At 43.0% G+C, this 15,398-nt stretch carries 20 protein-coding genes; all 20 read right to left on the reverse strand.

Going from position 1 to position 15,398, the window contains the following annotated elements; genetic code table 11:
- Positions 1–13: 13 nt before the first annotated feature.
- Positions 14–283 carry a 30S ribosomal protein S14 gene (gene rpsN, locus ACOYVE_RS07040; protein WP_014854884.1) on the reverse strand — a complete coding sequence of 90 codons (270 nt, stop codon included), beginning with the start codon at positions 281–283 and terminating at the stop codon, positions 14–16.
- Between the two features lie 9 nt (positions 284–292).
- Complete coding sequence (rplE, locus tag ACOYVE_RS07045) at positions 293–847, reverse strand: 50S ribosomal protein L5 (RefSeq protein ID WP_422881461.1); 555 nt, start codon at positions 845–847, stop codon at positions 293–295.
- 132 nt (positions 848–979) lie between these two features.
- Positions 980–1,306: a 50S ribosomal protein L24 gene (rplX, locus tag ACOYVE_RS07050; protein WP_422881397.1), complete on the reverse strand. Its 327-nt coding sequence runs from the start codon at positions 1,304–1,306 to the stop codon at positions 980–982.
- A 13-nt stretch (positions 1,307–1,319) separates the two neighbouring features.
- Complete coding sequence (gene rplN / locus ACOYVE_RS07055; protein ID WP_014854887.1) at positions 1,320–1,688, reverse strand: 50S ribosomal protein L14; 369 nt, start codon at positions 1,686–1,688, stop codon at positions 1,320–1,322.
- 31 nt (positions 1,689–1,719) lie between these two features.
- Complete coding sequence (rpsQ, locus tag ACOYVE_RS07060) at positions 1,720–1,977, reverse strand: 30S ribosomal protein S17 (protein ID WP_422881400.1); 258 nt, start codon at positions 1,975–1,977, stop codon at positions 1,720–1,722.
- Positions 1,978–1,994: 17 nt separating this feature from the next.
- Complete coding sequence (rpmC, locus tag ACOYVE_RS07065) at positions 1,995–2,219, reverse strand: 50S ribosomal protein L29 (protein WP_014854889.1); 225 nt, start codon at positions 2,217–2,219, stop codon at positions 1,995–1,997.
- A gap of 11 nt (positions 2,220–2,230) precedes the next feature.
- Positions 2,231–2,650, reverse strand: a complete 420-nt coding sequence (gene rplP / locus ACOYVE_RS07070; protein ID WP_014854890.1) for a 50S ribosomal protein L16 — start codon at positions 2,648–2,650, stop codon at positions 2,231–2,233.
- 12 nt (positions 2,651–2,662) lie between these two features.
- Entirely contained in the window at positions 2,663–3,304 is a 642-nt protein-coding gene (rpsC, locus tag ACOYVE_RS07075; protein ID WP_014854891.1) for a 30S ribosomal protein S3, read from the reverse strand.
- A gap of 12 nt (positions 3,305–3,316) precedes the next feature.
- Positions 3,317–3,661: a 50S ribosomal protein L22 gene (gene rplV, locus ACOYVE_RS07080; RefSeq protein ID WP_014854892.1), complete on the reverse strand. Its 345-nt coding sequence runs from the start codon at positions 3,659–3,661 to the stop codon at positions 3,317–3,319.
- 29 nt (positions 3,662–3,690) lie between these two features.
- Entirely contained in the window at positions 3,691–3,978 is a 288-nt protein-coding gene (rpsS, locus tag ACOYVE_RS07085) for a 30S ribosomal protein S19 (RefSeq protein ID WP_014854893.1), read from the reverse strand.
- Positions 3,979–3,986: 8 nt separating this feature from the next.
- Positions 3,987–4,811 carry a 50S ribosomal protein L2 gene (gene rplB / locus ACOYVE_RS07090; protein ID WP_014854894.1) on the reverse strand — a complete coding sequence of 275 codons (825 nt, stop codon included), beginning with the start codon at positions 4,809–4,811 and terminating at the stop codon, positions 3,987–3,989.
- Positions 4,812–4,833: 22 nt separating this feature from the next.
- Positions 4,834–5,130, reverse strand: a complete 297-nt coding sequence (gene rplW, locus ACOYVE_RS07095) for a 50S ribosomal protein L23 (protein ID WP_014854895.1) — start codon at positions 5,128–5,130, stop codon at positions 4,834–4,836.
- Positions 5,131–5,144: 14 nt separating this feature from the next.
- Positions 5,145–5,771: a 50S ribosomal protein L4 gene (gene rplD / locus ACOYVE_RS07100; protein ID WP_422881404.1), complete on the reverse strand. Its 627-nt coding sequence runs from the start codon at positions 5,769–5,771 to the stop codon at positions 5,145–5,147.
- Positions 5,772–5,785: 14 nt separating this feature from the next.
- Complete coding sequence (rplC, locus tag ACOYVE_RS07105; RefSeq protein WP_014854897.1) at positions 5,786–6,406, reverse strand: 50S ribosomal protein L3; 621 nt, start codon at positions 6,404–6,406, stop codon at positions 5,786–5,788.
- A gap of 10 nt (positions 6,407–6,416) precedes the next feature.
- Positions 6,417–6,725, reverse strand: a complete 309-nt coding sequence (gene rpsJ, locus ACOYVE_RS07110; RefSeq protein ID WP_014854898.1) for a 30S ribosomal protein S10 — start codon at positions 6,723–6,725, stop codon at positions 6,417–6,419.
- A 104-nt stretch (positions 6,726–6,829) separates the two neighbouring features.
- Positions 6,830–8,035 (reverse strand): elongation factor Tu, encoded by a 1,206-nt coding sequence (gene tuf, locus ACOYVE_RS07115; protein ID WP_014854899.1) that lies wholly within the window; start codon positions 8,033–8,035, stop codon positions 6,830–6,832.
- A gap of 46 nt (positions 8,036–8,081) precedes the next feature.
- On the reverse strand, positions 8,082–10,181 hold the full coding sequence (fusA, locus tag ACOYVE_RS07120; protein ID WP_422881406.1) for an elongation factor G: 2,100 nt from the start codon (positions 10,179–10,181) through the stop codon (positions 8,082–8,084).
- A 20-nt stretch (positions 10,182–10,201) separates the two neighbouring features.
- Entirely contained in the window at positions 10,202–10,669 is a 468-nt protein-coding gene (gene rpsG / locus ACOYVE_RS07125) for a 30S ribosomal protein S7 (protein ID WP_014854901.1), read from the reverse strand.
- A 2-nt stretch (positions 10,670–10,671) separates the two neighbouring features.
- A complete protein-coding gene (gene rpsL, locus ACOYVE_RS07130) occupies positions 10,672–11,049 on the reverse strand; it encodes a 30S ribosomal protein S12 (RefSeq protein ID WP_041355685.1) in 378 nt (125 codons plus the stop codon).
- 95 nt (positions 11,050–11,144) lie between these two features.
- The gene (gene rpoC, locus ACOYVE_RS07135) at positions 11,145–15,383 is read right to left on the reverse strand and encodes a DNA-directed RNA polymerase subunit beta' (protein ID WP_014854903.1); all 4,239 of its coding nucleotides are present in this window, start codon (positions 15,381–15,383) and stop codon (positions 11,145–11,147) included.
- Positions 15,384–15,398 lie beyond the last annotated feature (15 nt).

Consider the following 15,398-nt stretch of genomic DNA (forward strand, 5'->3'; position numbering starts at 1 on the left):
TATTCTCCTTCTATTACCAACTTGATTTCTTTAAACCGGGAATTTCGCCTCTTAGAGCCATTTCCCTGAGTACGAGACGGGAAATTCCGAATTTTCTGTAATAACCTCTGGGACGACCGCTGATCAAGCAGCGGTTATGAGCTCTGGTTGGAGCCGAATTACGGGGCAACAATTGCAATCCCTCGTAATCGCCTTTTTCTTTCAATTCTTTTCTCTTTTGAGCGTATTTTTCTCTTAATTTTGCTCTTTTTACTTCGCGAGCCAATAAGCTTTTTCTTGCCATGATTTCCCTTTAATTATTTTCCTTTTTTCTAAACGGCATTCCGAATGCACTCAGCAATTCGTAAGCTTCTTTATCTGTTTTGGCAGTTGTAACAAACGTAATATCCATTCCCAAAACCCTGTTGACTTTATCGATATTAATTTCGGGAAAGATTATTTGTTCTTTAATCCCGAGAGTGTAGTTGCCTCTTCCGTCAAAGGATTTATCGGAGACACCTCTGAAGTCCCTTACGCGCGGAAGAGCAATCGTAATCAATCTGTCGAGGAATTCGTACATCATTTCTCTGCGCAGAGTAACCTTTGCGCCGATTTTCATGCCTTCTCTAAGCTTGAAATTCGAAATCGACTTTTTGGCGGTTCTTATCGAAGCTTTCTGACCGGTAATTGTTTCGAGGTCTTTAACGGCTTCGTCAAGAATTTTGGGATCCTGAACAGCCTGGCCGACGCCCATATTGACAACAATCTTAGCCAGACGCGGAACCTGCATAAAATTCTTATAGCCGAACTGCTCCATCAATTTCGGCGCAATTTCTTTATTGTATTTTTCTTTTAAGCGAGCCGGAATTTTTTCTTCAACAACGGTTTCCTTTTCGACACCGGCTTTTGCAGTTTTTTTAGCTGCTTTTTCCTGTTTTTCTGTTTTTTGTTTTGCCATCTTAAATATCAATCCTTTTTGACGTTTTACTTTCCGAGATAATTATCCGAGCATTTCGCCGCTTTTTTTGCTAATTCTAACGCTTTTTTTCTTGCCTGTTTTTTCGTCGATTATAATTTTAGCGCCAATACGCGACGGTTCGTTTGTTTTAGGGTCTAGAATCATTACGTTCGAAGCGTCAATTGCAGCTTCTTTTTCAATAATTCCGCCCTGAGGATTTTTCTGAGAAGGCTTGGTATGTCTTTTACGCAAGTTGACGCCTTCTACGATTACCCGATTTTTAGCGGGAAAAACTTTCAATATTTTACCGGTTTTTCCTTTATAGTTACCGGCTATTACGATTACATTGTCATTTTTTTTCAGTTTCATAGTATCTATCCTCTTAAAGAACCTCTGGAGCCAGAGAAATAATTTTCATGAATTTTTTGTCTCTTAATTCTCTTGCAACCGGACCGAAGATACGTGTACCTCTCGGTTCGCCTTGATTGTTGAGCAATACCGCAGCGTTTTCGTCGAATCTGATATAAGATCCGTCACTTCTGCGCACTTCTTTTTTAGTGCGGACAACTACGGCACGCGACACATCGCCTTTTTTAACGGCGCCACCCGGAATAGCTGCTTTAACGCTGACGACAATAATATCTCCTACACTGGCATAGCGTCTGCCGCTGCCACCCAGTACGCGGATACATCGGATTTTCTTGGCACCCGAATTATCCGCAACGACTAAATTTGTTTCTTCTTGTATCATAATTCCCAGATCTCCGTCGAGCTTTTTCTATTTACTTAGCTTTTTCGATAATTTCTACTAAACGCCATGTTTTTCTTTTGCTTAGCGGGCGTGTTTCCATAATTTTTACTTTATCTCCCAAGCCGCATTCGTTTTTTTCGTCATGCGCCATCAGCTTGGTAGTCTTTTTGAAATACTTCTTATATAATGGATGCGCCACGCGTCTTTCAATCGCAACGATGATGCTTTTGTCCATCTTTGTACTGATTACGGTTCCGATCCTAACTTTTCTGTAATTTCTTGTCTGCATGGAAAACTATTTGCTCCTTATTTATTTTCCTTTTTTTCGTTCTGCTTTGCTTCTTGAAGCTGGCGCTCTTTGAGAACCGTTTTCATTCTGGCAATATCTCTACGTGTGGTTCTGAGCAGCGCAGTATTAGTCAAATTTTTCAATTCGTGCTGAAATCTCAGATCGATTAAATTTTTCTGTTCTTCCAGAATTCTTCTCTGAATTTCTTCTGTTGACATTTCTCTGATTTGATAAATTTTCATTTTATCAATCCTTATGATTCTAAATCGATTCTCTGAACAATTTTTGTTTTAATTGGAAGCTTGTGAGCCGCCAATTGCAAAGCTTCGTAAGCCGTTTCTCTGTCGACGCCGTTAATTTCGAAGAGGATTCTGCCCGGTTTGACAACCGCAACCCAGAATTCCGGAGCGCCTTTTCCTTTACCCATTCTTGTTTCAAGAGGTTTTTTGCTAACGGGTTTGTCGGGAAAAATACGGATCCAGACCTTACCGTCGCGTTTCATTTTACGCGACAGAGCGACACGACAAGCTTCTATTTGACGACTTGTAATCCAAGCCGGCTCCAATGCTTTGAGACCGTAATCACCGAAGTTGACTAAATGTCCTCTCGATGCTTTACCTTTTCTTCTACCTCTTTGCGATTTACGATATTTAACTCTTTTTGGCATTAACATGGCATTAAACTCCTATTCGGATGAACGTTTACCTAAAATTTCTCCGCGACAGATCCAAACTTTTACACCAATCGAGCCGTAAATAGTTTGAGCGGTAGCCTGAGCATAGTCGATATCGGCTCTGATAGTGTGGAGCGGAATCCTGCCTTCTTTGTATTGTTCCGTACGAGCCATTTCAGCGCCGCCCAATCTACCCGAGCACATAACTCTGATGCCTTCGGCGCCCATACGCATAGCCGCAGTAATGGCTGTTTTCATAGCTCTTCTGAAGGAAATTCTTCCTTCGATTTGCTTTGCAATATTTTCGGCAACCAGATAAGCGTCCAATTCGGGTCTTTTGATTTCCGAAATCTGAACTTTTACTTCTTTTTGAGTAATCTTTTTCAATTCTTCTTCGAGCTGGGCAATTTCTTTACCGCTTTTGCCAATAACCACGCCGGGTCGCGAAGTATGGATAGTAAGAATAATATTCTTCGAGGTCCGATCGATCTTGATGGCTGAAACGCCGGCATTTTGAAGTCTTTTTCTGATATAGAGCCGGAGTTTGTGATCTTCCATTAATTTTGGGGCGTAACTTTTGTTTTCGAACCAGTTCGATTCCCAGCCTCTTATAATACCAACTCTAAAGCCGATTGGATGTGTCTTTTGACCCAAATCTTCCTCCGATTACTTTTTTGTTGCAACAACAATTGTTAAATGATTAGATCTTTTTCTTATTCTGTAAGCTCTGCCCATAGGCGCAGGCATAATTCTTTTCAAAGTCGGACCCTGATTAACATAAGCTTCTTTTACATAGAGCTCGGAAATATCGTGACTTACATTTTCGTCTTTATTCATCAGATTCGAGACAGCCGAGCGTAACACTTTTTCAGCATCTACCGAAGCATGCTTCGGAGAAAAGTGTAGAATCTCGATGGCCTGATCGACCGACTTTCCTCTGATCAAATCGATAACCAACCTCATTTTACGGGGCGATGATCCGATATATTTGTGTGTCGCTTTTGCTTCCATTATTCCAAACCTCAGTTACATTCTTAATTTTACTTTGCTTTAGACGCTTTTTCTGCTTTAGTTCCCGGGTGTCCTCTGAAAATTCTCGTCGGCGCAAATTCACCCAGCTTATGTCCGACCATATTTTCAGATATATAAACCGGAATCATTTTATTGCCGTTATGAACGGCGATAGTATGACCGACGAACTCAGGAGATATTGTAGAAGAGCGAGACCAGGTTTTAATAATTTTTTTCTGATTAGTCTCGTTTAACTGTCTGATTTTCCTGAGTAATTTTACATCGATATAAGGACCTTTTTTGACTGATCTTGGCATAGCTTACTCTATTTTCTTCTCTTTACAATGTATTTATTAGAAGGATTTTTCTTTTTTCTGGTTTTAAGACCTTTTGCTTTTTGACCCCAGGGCGAAACCGGATGTCCGCCTCCGGAAGTTTTGCCTTCGCCGCCGCCCATCGGGTGGTCTACGGGGTTCATAGCGACGCCTCTGACGTGAGGTCTTCTGCCGAGCCATCTGCTTCTGCCGGCTTTTCCAAGACTAATATTTTCGTGGTCAGAATTGCCAACCGTTCCATACGTTGCCATACATTCCACGTTGATCATTCTTACTTCTCCCGAAGGCATTTTCAATTGTGCATATTTGCCTTCGCGAGCCATCAACTGGAGCGATACTCCAGCCGAACGTCCTATTTGACCGCCTTTACCGGGCTTCAATTCGACGTTATGGACAAAACTGCCGAGGGGAATTTCTTTCAAAGGTAGCGCGTTGCCAACTTTGATATCGGCTCCGCTGCCAGACATTACGGTATCGCCTACTTTCAAACCGTCGGGCGCGAGAATATATCTTTTTTCTCCGTCAGCATAATGCAACAACGCTATTCTTGCAGTCCTGTTCGGATCGTATTCAATCGAAAAAACCTTGGCAGGAACGCCGTGTTTGTCGCGTTTGAAATCGATAATTCTGTATTTACGTTTATGTCCGCCGCCGCGATGACGAGACGTGACGCGCCCCTGATTATTTCTTCCGCCGGATTTTTTAAGAGGAGCCAGCAACGATTTTTCGGGTTCCGTCTTGGTTATCTCTTCGAACGAAGAGATACTCATAAATCTCGTTCCGGGTGTTATTGGTTTTAATTTTCTTATAGCCATTTAATTTACTCCGATTCTCAGATTATACTTCGCCGAATATATCAATTGTTTGACCTTCTTTGAGCGTCACAACCGCCTTTTTGAACTTAGGCGTTCTGCCTTCGAAACGACCTCTTCTTGTAAATTGAGTTCTTCTCTTACCTTTATATCTCATAGTATTAACAGCAACCACGTCGACATTAAATTTTTCTTTAACAGCTTTGGCAATCTCAATTTTATTAGCGTCAACCGATACGATAAATCCGTATTTATTCGGATGTTTCTCCTGTATCGAGGTCATTTTTTCTGTTATCAAAGGTCTTATAAGTATACTTTTCATATCATTACCAAATTTTAATTAAATGTACTTTCCAGAAATTGAACCGCGCTCTTCTGGAGCATCAGAACTTGATTGTTTAACAAATCATAAACCGAAGCTTTGTTTGCTTCCACAATCGAAACTCTATCGATATTTCTGCCCGATTTGTATACGTTCTTAAGCGTTCCGTTGGTGAGCAATAGAGTTTTCTTACCGCTCAAATTCAACGCTTTAAGAACTTCAACGAATTTTTTAGTCTGCGGCTGTTCGAAATCGAAATCTTCGACCACAATAATCTGATTAGCCTTGGATTTATAAGAGAGAGCCGATTTACGGGCCAGTTGAACTACTTTTTTATTCAATTTTTGTCTGTAGTTTCTCGGTTTAGGTCCGAAAATTCTTCCGCCGCCTACCCACAGAGGCGAACGTATCGAACCGGCTCTTGCGCCGCCGCGACCTTTTTGGCGCCACGGTTTTCTACCTCCGCCGCGCACTTCGCTTTTTTCTTTGGCTTTGTGAGTTCCCTGTCTTTGATTAGCCAGGTAAGCCTTCACCGCCAGATAGAGCACATGATCATTAGGCTCAATTTCAAAAATATCTTTCGAGAGTTCTATCTGCTCGCCCGATTTTGTACCGTCTATTTTATAAACATCTACTTTCATTTTTCGATCGTCGTTTATTTGTTGATAGCAACTATTGAATTAACCGAACCGGGTACAGCGCCTTTAACCATAATTATATTCTGTTCCGGTATAACTTTTACAACCTTCAAATTTCTAACCGTAATTTGCTTGCCGCCCATTCTTCCGGCCATTCTTTGTCCTTTGAAAACTCTGGACGGATAGGAACTGGCGCCGATTGAACCGGGAGCTCTTTCTCTGTCGCTTTGTCCGTGCGTTGCCGATCCGACGCCGCCGAAGCCGTGACGTTTAACAACGCCCTGAAAACCTTTTCCTTTACTGTTGCCGGTTACTTTAACTTTATCGCCGGGCTGGAAAATATCGGCTTTAATTTCGTCTCCGATCTTAAACTGGCTTACATCGAAATTTTTGAATTCTTTCACAAATCTGGGCGGATTTAGACCTAATTTTTTATAAACTTCGAGCTGCGGTTTGTTTACTTTCTTTTCTTTCTTTGAGCCGAAACCGAGCTGAAGCGCTTCGTAACCGTCCTTGTCGGCAGTTCTCAAACCGTATACTTTGCACGGTCCGGCCTCCAGAACGGTTACCGGTATAACTTGACCGTCTTCACCGAAAATATTTGTCATTCCGATTTTTTTAGCTATCAATCCAGGCATTTTTAATTTCCTATAACTTTATCTCAATATCCACGCCGGCAGGTATTTCCAACTTGCTCAGCGCATCAACTGTTTTATTGTTTGAATTATGAATGTCAATAATTCTTTTGTGAGCCCTAATCTCGAACTGTTCACGCGATTTTTTGTCGACGTGAGGCGAACGCAGTACGGTAAAAACAGTTCTTTTTGTAGGCAACGGAATGGGTCCGGAGACCACTGCTCCCGTGCTTTTAACAGTCTTAATAATCTTTTCAGTTGACTTATCAATCAGAATATGATCATAAGATTTCAACTTTATTCTAATTTTTTGACCGGGCACTTTTTTAATTCTCCTTTTTACAAATCATATCTTCAGTGTATTTAGCCTTTCGAGGCAAAAAGAAGGGAAAGATTCCTCTTTCCCTTCGTCTATTTACTTATTAACTATTCGATAATTTTAGTTACAACGCCAGCGCCTACAGTTCTACCGCCTTCGCGAATAGCGAAACGGAGACCTTCTTCCATAGCGATTTCGGAAATCAACTCTACGGACAGCTTAACGTTATCGCCGGGCATAACCATTTCAGTTCCTTCGGGCAAAGTAGCAACGCCTGTAACGTCGGTTGTTCTGAAATAGAACTGAGGACGATATCCGTTGAAGAACGGAGTATGACGTCCGCCTTCTTCTTTCGACAGGATATAAACCTCGCCTTCAAATTTCTTATGAGGAGTAATCGAACCGGGTTTGGCGAGAACCATGCCTCTTTCGATTTCTTTTTTGTCGACGCCTCTCAACAACAATCCAGCGTTATCGCCAGCCATTGCCGAATCGAGCTCTTTGCGGAACATTTCGATACCGGTAACAACCGTCTTTTTGTGCTGACCGAGACCGATAAGTTCAACTTCTTCGTTCAATTTAATCTGACCTCTTTCAACTCTTCCGGTAGCAACTGTACCGCGACCGGTAATGGAGAAAACGTCCTCGACAGGCATAAGGAACGGTTTGTCGACGTCTCTTTCCGGGACGGGAATGTATTCGTCAACTGCTTTCATAAGATCCCAGATGCATTGATATCTCGGGTCGTCCATCGGAGCGTTTTCAGTGCCTGCTTCCAAGGCTTTCAAAGCGGAACCTCTAATTATCGGAATTTCGTCTCCGGGGAATTCGTATTTGCTGAGGAGATCTCTCAATTCCATCTCAACCAATTCGATCAATTCAGGATCGTCTACCATATCAATTTTATTCAAGAAGACAACGATTCTCGGCACGCCAACCTGACGAGCAAGAAGAATGTGTTCTCTTGTCTGAGGCATTGGACCGTCTGTAGCTGCAACAACGAGAATAGCGCCGTCCATCTGAGCGGCTCCAGTGATCATGTTCTTAACATAGTCAGCGTGACCGGGACAGTCCACATGCGCATAGTGACGATTTTCAGTTGAATATTCAACGTGCGCCGTTGCAATTGTAATACCTCTTTCTCTTTCTTCCGGAGCGTTATCAATACTGTCGAAAGTACGAGCCTGGGACAATCCTTTGTTTGCCAGAGCCATGGTTATGGCTGCAGTCAATGTGGTTTTACCATGGTCTACGTGTCCGATTGTACCAATATTAACGTGAGGTTTACTACGATCAAATTTTTCTTTTGCCATCGAGTTACTCTCCTTGTTGTTTTATATTCTTTTTAATTTATTTTAATTAATATTCTTCGACCGATTTCTTGGATTGCGATTTTTCCATAATCTCTTCCGCCACCGATTTAGGCACTTCCGAATAGTGCGAGAATTGCATGGTGTAAATAGCTCGTCCTTGCGTCATCGATCTCAATACGGTAGCATATCCGAACATCTGAGCAAGCGGCACCTGCGCTCTGATAACCTGAGCATCTTTTCTTGTAGAAAATCCTTCGATTTTTCCTCTGCGCGAATTCAAATCGCCCAAAACGTCGCCGAGATATTCTTCCGGCGTAATCACTTCCACCTGCATAATCGGCTCCAGCAATATCGGTCCGGCTTTTAATGCTCCGTTTTTGAAAGCCATTGAAGCTGCCACACGGAACGATATTTCGTCAGAGTCGACTTCATGATAAGAACCGTCGTAAAGTTTTGCCTTGACGTCTACTACCGGATACCCTGCAAGCACTCCGTTTTTCATTGCATCCTGCAAACCGTTAATAACAGGATTGATATATTCCTTCGGAACAGCTCCGCCTACAATAGCGTTTTCAAATTCAAAACCTTTGCCCGGCTCATTCGGCGATAATTCTATCCATACATGGCCGTATTTTCCCCTACCGCCCGACTGCTTAACAAATTTGCCTTCAGCCTGCACGGTTTTGGTAATCGTTTCTCTGTAAGCTACCTGAGGCTTACCAATATTTGCTTCGACTTTAAATTCCCGCTTCATTCTGTCGACGAGAATTTCGAGGTGCAACTCGCCCATACCGCTAATCAACGTTTGACCGGTTTCTTCGTCGACTTTTACTTTGAATGTGGGATCCTCGTCCGACAACTTAGCTAATGCGTCCGAAAGCTTGTCCTGGTCTGCTTTTGTTTTCGGTTCAATGGCAATCTGAATAACCGGCTCGGGGAATGCCATCTTTTCGAGCACAATCGGATCGTCTTCAGTGCACAACGTATCGCCTGTGCGAGTGTTTTTCAATCCGACTATAGCGGCAATATCTCCGGCGCGTATTTCATCCATATCCTCGCGATGGTTAGCGTGCATCTGCAATATTCTACCGATTCGCTCTTTCTTTTCCGCAATCGAATTATAAATATAAGAACCCGATTTGAGAGTGCCCGTGTAAACTCGTATAAACGTCAATTTACCTACATACGGATCTGTCATAATCTTAAATGCAAGAGCCGCAAATTTTTCATTCGGATCAATTTTTCTTTCGACACGGTCGTTTTTATGAACATGGTGAGCAACAAGATTTCCGAGATCAAGCGGAGAAGGCAAGAAATTGACCACTGCATCGAGCAGCATTTGAACGCCTTTGTTCTTAAACGACGAACCGCAAAAAACAGGCACGATTTTAAGCTTGATAGTAGCTTCTCTTAAAACCTTCAGAACTTCATCAGATGTAATTTCCTTCCCTTCTATATATTTTTCAAGAAGAGTATCGTCAATTTCTGAAACTGCCTCGAGCATTTGAGTACGATATTTATTGGCAAGCGGTTTCAAATCTTTGGGTATCTCGACATCTTCAAAAGTAGTACCAAGGGTTTCTTCGTGGAACATACGGGCTTTCATCGTCATCAAGTCAATAATACCGTTGAACAAATCGCCTTCGCCTATCGGCAATGTAATCGGAACCGCATTAGCGCCCAATCGATCTTTCATCATTTGAACGGCATTATAAAAATCGGCACCCACACGATCCATCTTATTCACAAAAGCTATTCTCGGCACGCCGTACTTGTCTGCCTGTCTCCAAACCGTTTCCGACTGAGGTTCAACTCCGCCAACCGCGCAAAACAATGCGATGGCGCCATCCAAAACTCTCAAAGAACGTTCGACTTCTACCGTAAAATCGACGTGTCCCGGAGTATCAATAATATTTATTTGATGCCCCGCCCACATAGTAGTTGTAGCGGCGCTTGTAATCGTAATACCTCTTTCTTTTTCCTGCTCCATCCAGTCCATCGTTGCAGCGCCGTCGTGGACTTCGCCAATTCGATGCACTTTACCGGTATAGAACAAAATTCTCTCGGTCGTCGTAGTCTTACCGGCATCGATATGAGCCATAATGCCGATATTTCTAACCTTACTTATTTCAACTCTTTTAGACATAATTTATCGAATTACTCCTTTCACCATTTAAAGTGAGCAAAAGCTTTATTTGCTTCCGCCATTCTGTGTGTATCGTCTTTTTTCTTAACCGAACTACCTTCGCCGTTGTAAGCGGCAATTAATTCCGCAGCCAGTTTCAAAGCCATCGATTTATCCTTGCGATCGCGCGCATAAGTTCTCAGCCATCTCAATGCCAAAGCCATTCTTCTTTCCGGTCTAACTTCCATCGGCACCTGATACGTTGCACCGCCGACTCTGCGGCTTCTAACTTCCACCAACGGAGAAACATTCTGAACCGCTTTTTTGAACACCTCTAGCGCCGGCTTTTTCGTACGTTGTTCAATAATATCGAAACTGTCATAAACAATTCTTCTGGCTGTGGATTTTTTGCCGTCCCACATAATATAATTGATAAACTTGGATACCAGCACGTCGTTATAACGCGGATCCGGTTTAAGATATCTTTTTTCTGCTCTTCTCTTTCTCATAGTTATTTAGCTTTTGGTTTTTTGGTTCCGTATTTCGACCTGCCTTGTTTTCTGTCTTCAACGCCGCTTGTGTCGAGCGTGCCTCTGATAATGTGATATCTAACGCCAGGCAAGTCTTTAACTCTTCCGCCTCTGATTAATACAATCGAGTGTTCCTGAAGATTGTGTCCTTCACCCGGAATATAAGCCGTAACTTCGATACCGTTACTCAACCTTACCCTGGCTACTTTTCTAAGAGCCGAGTTAGGTTTCTTGGGCGTAGTAGTATAAACTCTAGTGCAAACGCCGCGCTTTTGAGGACAAGCTTCTAAAGCAGGCGCTTTATTTTTAGAGGTTACTACCTCTCTTCCTTTTCTAACCAACTGGTTTATCGTTGGCACGTAAATCCTCCAAGTCTATTTCACTTTAATAAAAAATTCAGACTCAAAATTTATTGATAATTAATTCAATTGTCAAGTTAAGTCTATAAGAAATATTAATTTATCGACTCTTTTTCTTCTACTTTTTGGTCTTCTTTCTCTTTTTCTTCTTCGGTAGCCAAAATTATGTTTCTGTATTTTTTCAAGCCTGTGCCTGCCGGTATGAGATGCCCCATAACGACGTTTTCTTTCAAGCCGATCAAATAGTCTGTTCTTGCTTCAACGGCCGCATTAGTTAGAACCTTGGTGGTCTCCTGGAAAGAAGCAGCCGAAATGAAGCTTTCGGTAGAAAGAGCCGCCTGGGTAATACCCAACAGAATATTATCGAATGTTGCAGGTTCGGCGTCGCGTACTTTCATCGGTTTCTTTCCTTTCCTGTTCAGATCCGCATTGACTTCTCTGTATTTTGAACGCGTTATCAACTGTCCTTCTTTGAAACGCGACTGACCGGGGTCGATTATATAGACCATATTCTTGATTCTTTCGTTCTCTTCGATAACTTTATTTCTGTCTTCAAGACTTTCTTCGATGAAATTGGTGTCGCCCGACGAAATAATACGCAACTTCTGCAGCATTTGTTTAACGATGACCTCGATATGCTTGTCGTTAATTTTCACGCCTTGCAGACGGTAAACATCCTGGATTTCGTTCACAAGGTATTCCTGCACTGCATTTGTACCTTTGATCTTCAATATGTCGTGAGGGTTAACGGGTCCGTCGGTAATCTTTTCGCCTGCCGGAATCTCGTCGCCTTCCTGAACGAGCACGTGTTTTCCGTACGGCACGGAGTATACTTTTTGGACAGAACCGTCGAACGATTCCACTATAATTTCACGCGAGCCTCTTTTTCTAGCGCCGAATTTAACCCTTCCTTCGATTTCCGACACAATTGCAGGATCGTGTGGACTTCTGGCTTCGAAAAGCTCAGTAACCCTTGGCAAACCGCCTGTGATATCTCTCGTTTTAACGGCAGATTTTGAAATCTTAGCCAGAACGGTTCCGGCCTGAATTACCTCGCCTTCTTCAACGGAGAGATATGCCCGAGTGGGCAGGTTAAATACTTTTTCGTTCCCTTTTGAATCCCTTATTAAAATACTCGGCGTAAGATTCTTGTCTTTCGTTTCAATAACAACTTTTTGAACGTGACCGGTTTGTTCGTCCGCAACCTGCTGATAAGTAACATTATCGACCAAATCGACGAACACAACAGTACCGCCAATATCGGAGATGATAACGGAGTTATAAGGGTCGTGATTATAAAGCGGAGTGCCTTTTCCCACATCCTGTCCGTCGTCTACCATCAGTTCCGCTCCGTAAGGAATTTCATACCGTTTGATTTGCCTGTTGTCGTTATCGACAATTCCGATAGCGCCTCGTCTTCCGATAACTACTTTTACAGTACCGAATACGTCGTTTTTCTCTACGTAATTAATTTTGTCGTATTTTACTTTACCAGCGACGTTTGTTTCAACCTGCGACTGACTTGCGATACGCGAAGACGTACCTCCGAAGTGGAATGTACGAAGAGTAAGCTGAGTGCCAGGTTCGCCGATTGATTGAGCTGCAATTATACCGACCGATTCTCCGATTTCCACGAGTTGCCCCGTTGTCAGGTTTCTTCCGTAACATTTTGCGCATACTCCCTGGCGGGCTTCGCAAGTAAGGACTGTCCTTATATATACCTGTTCGATATTAGCTTCGTCTATTTTTTCCGCTTTTTCTTCGGTTATCATTTCACCTGCTTCAACAATAAGCTCGTCTGTTCTGGGATCATAAACGTCCTCCTGGGCGACACGACCGGTAATGCGTTCGGCGAGAGGTTCGCGTTCCAATTCGACATCTTTCAATGCCGTAATATATACGCCGCGGATTGTGCCGCAATCCTCTTCCGTTACGATAACATCCTGGGCAACGTCAGTCAATCTTCTGGTAAGGTAACCTGCGTCCGCAGTTTTAAGAGCCGTATCGGCAAGTCCTTTACGAGCGCCGTGAGTGGAGATGAAGTATTCCAATACGGAAAGACCTTCCTTGAAGTTAGCCACAATCGGATTTTCAATAATTTCGCCCGATTGTCCCGAAAGACTCTTTTGGGGTTTCTGCATCAGACCGCGCATGCCGGCAAGCTGGCGCACCTGTTCTTGCGAACCGCGGGCTCCCGAATCGACCATCATGTGGAGCGAATTAAACCCGTTCTGATCGTTTTTGATTCTTTCCATCAGCGAACGGGCGACGTTATTTGTCGTAAATGTCCAGATATCGATAATCTTATTGTACCTTTCGGCGTCCGTAATGAGACCCTGTTCGTGTTCGTTGAGGACTCCCATTACTTTCTTGTTTGCTTCTTCAATTAATTTTGATTTTTCATCGGGTATTATCATATCACTGAAACTGATCGAAATACCCGCAGCGGTAGCGTATCTGTAGCCTAAATCTTTAACGTCGTCGATAAATTTGGCGGTAACTTCGTTTCCGAGCTTCATGAACATCTTATAAATAAGACCGCTGAAAATCTTTTTAACCAGCAACTCGTTGATAAAGCCCATTTCTCTCGGGACGATCTGATTGAATATCACGCGTCCCACAGTTGTTTCTATAAATTCGCCTTCATATTTCAATTTAATTTTTGCATGGAGGTCGACTGCTTTTGTGTTGTATGCAATAAGAACTTCTTCCATGCTGCCGAAAATCATGCCTTCGCCTTTTGCGCCCGGCATAAATTTAGTCAAGTAATAACATCCAAGAACTATATCCTGAGTGGGAATCACAATCGGCATACCGTTCTGAGGCGAAAGTATATTATGAGAACTGAGCATTAAAATCGAGGCTTCGAGTTGAGCTTCGTAAGAAAGCGGAACGTGTACAGCCATCTGGTCGCCGTCGAAGTCGGCATTGAACGCCGTACAAACCATCGGGTGCAGCTGAATGGCTTTGCCGTCGATCAAAATGGGCTGAAATGCTTGAATACCCAAACGGTGCAATGTAGGAGCGCGGTTCAACAATACCGGATGGCCTTCGATTAATTTTTCCAGAATTTCCCAGATAATCGGTTCTTTTCTGTCGACCGCTTTTCTTGCGCTTTTAACGGTTTTATAGTGACCCCGTTCCATTAATTTTCGTATGATGAACGGTTTAAATAATTCTACAGCCATATCTTTCGGCAAACCGCATTGATGCAGTTTCAATTCCGGACCGACAACGATAACCGAACGGCCCGAATAGTCGACTCTTTTGCCCAAAAGATTCTGACGGAAGCGGCCCTGTTTCCCTTTGAGCATGTCGCTCAAAGATTTGAGCGGGCGGTTGCCGTCGCTTCTAACGGCGCTGGATCTTCTCGAATTGTCGAAAAGAGCGTCGACCGCTTCCTGAAGCATTCTCTTTTCGTTGCGGAGAATTACTTCGGGAGCTTTGATATCTATTAATCTTTTGAGACGATTATTTCTGATAATAACGCGACGATACAAATCATTCAAATCGCTCGTTGCAAAACGACCGCCTTCCAAAGGCACCAAAGGTCTGAGCTCGGGCGGTATAACGGGAATTACGCTCAGCACCATCCATTCTGGTTTGTTCGGAACTTTTCCTTCGTGTTCTCTGAAAGCTTCGAGAACTCTGAGGCGTTTGAGAATGTCGTTTCTCTTTTGCTGCGAAGTTTCTTCAGCCAGTTGGGCTTTTAATTCTCTGAATGTAGCTTCAATATCGATGCTTTTGAGAAGTTCTTTAACGGCTTCGCCGCCGATTTTAGCCACAAATTTTTTCGGATCGTCGTCTTCGAGCGCGTCGTTATCGTGAGGCAGCGATTGTACGATTTCATAATACTGATCTTCGGAAATCAAGTCTTTTCTTTGAAGTCCCGTTGGACCTGGATTCAGAACCACATACGATTCATAGTAGATAACTCTTTCGAGTTCTTTCGTGGTCATTCCGATAATATTTCCGATTTTGGAAGGGAGAGCTTTGAAGAACCAGATGTGTACTACAGGAACAGCCAGAGCGATATGCCCCATGCGTTCTCGTCTGACGGATTTCAACGTAACTTCAACGCCGCAACGATCGCATACAATTCCTTTATACCTAATGCCTTTATACTTGCCGCAGGCGCATTCCCAGTCTTTTACCGGGCCGAATATTTTTTCGCAGAAGAGTCCGTCTTTTTCAGGACGGAACGACCTGTAATTAATCGTTTCGGGCTTGGTTACCTCGCCATGTGAGCGCGAAAGAATATCATCCGGACTAGCAAGGCTTATAGTCAATCGTTCTATATTTCTTACTTTTGTTTCTTGAAATTTAGCTGCCATAAATAATTTCTCCTT

The organism is Melioribacter sp., assembly GCF_049325435.1.
Taxonomy (GTDB): domain Bacteria; phylum Bacteroidota; class Ignavibacteria; order Ignavibacteriales; family Melioribacteraceae; genus Melioribacter; species Melioribacter roseus.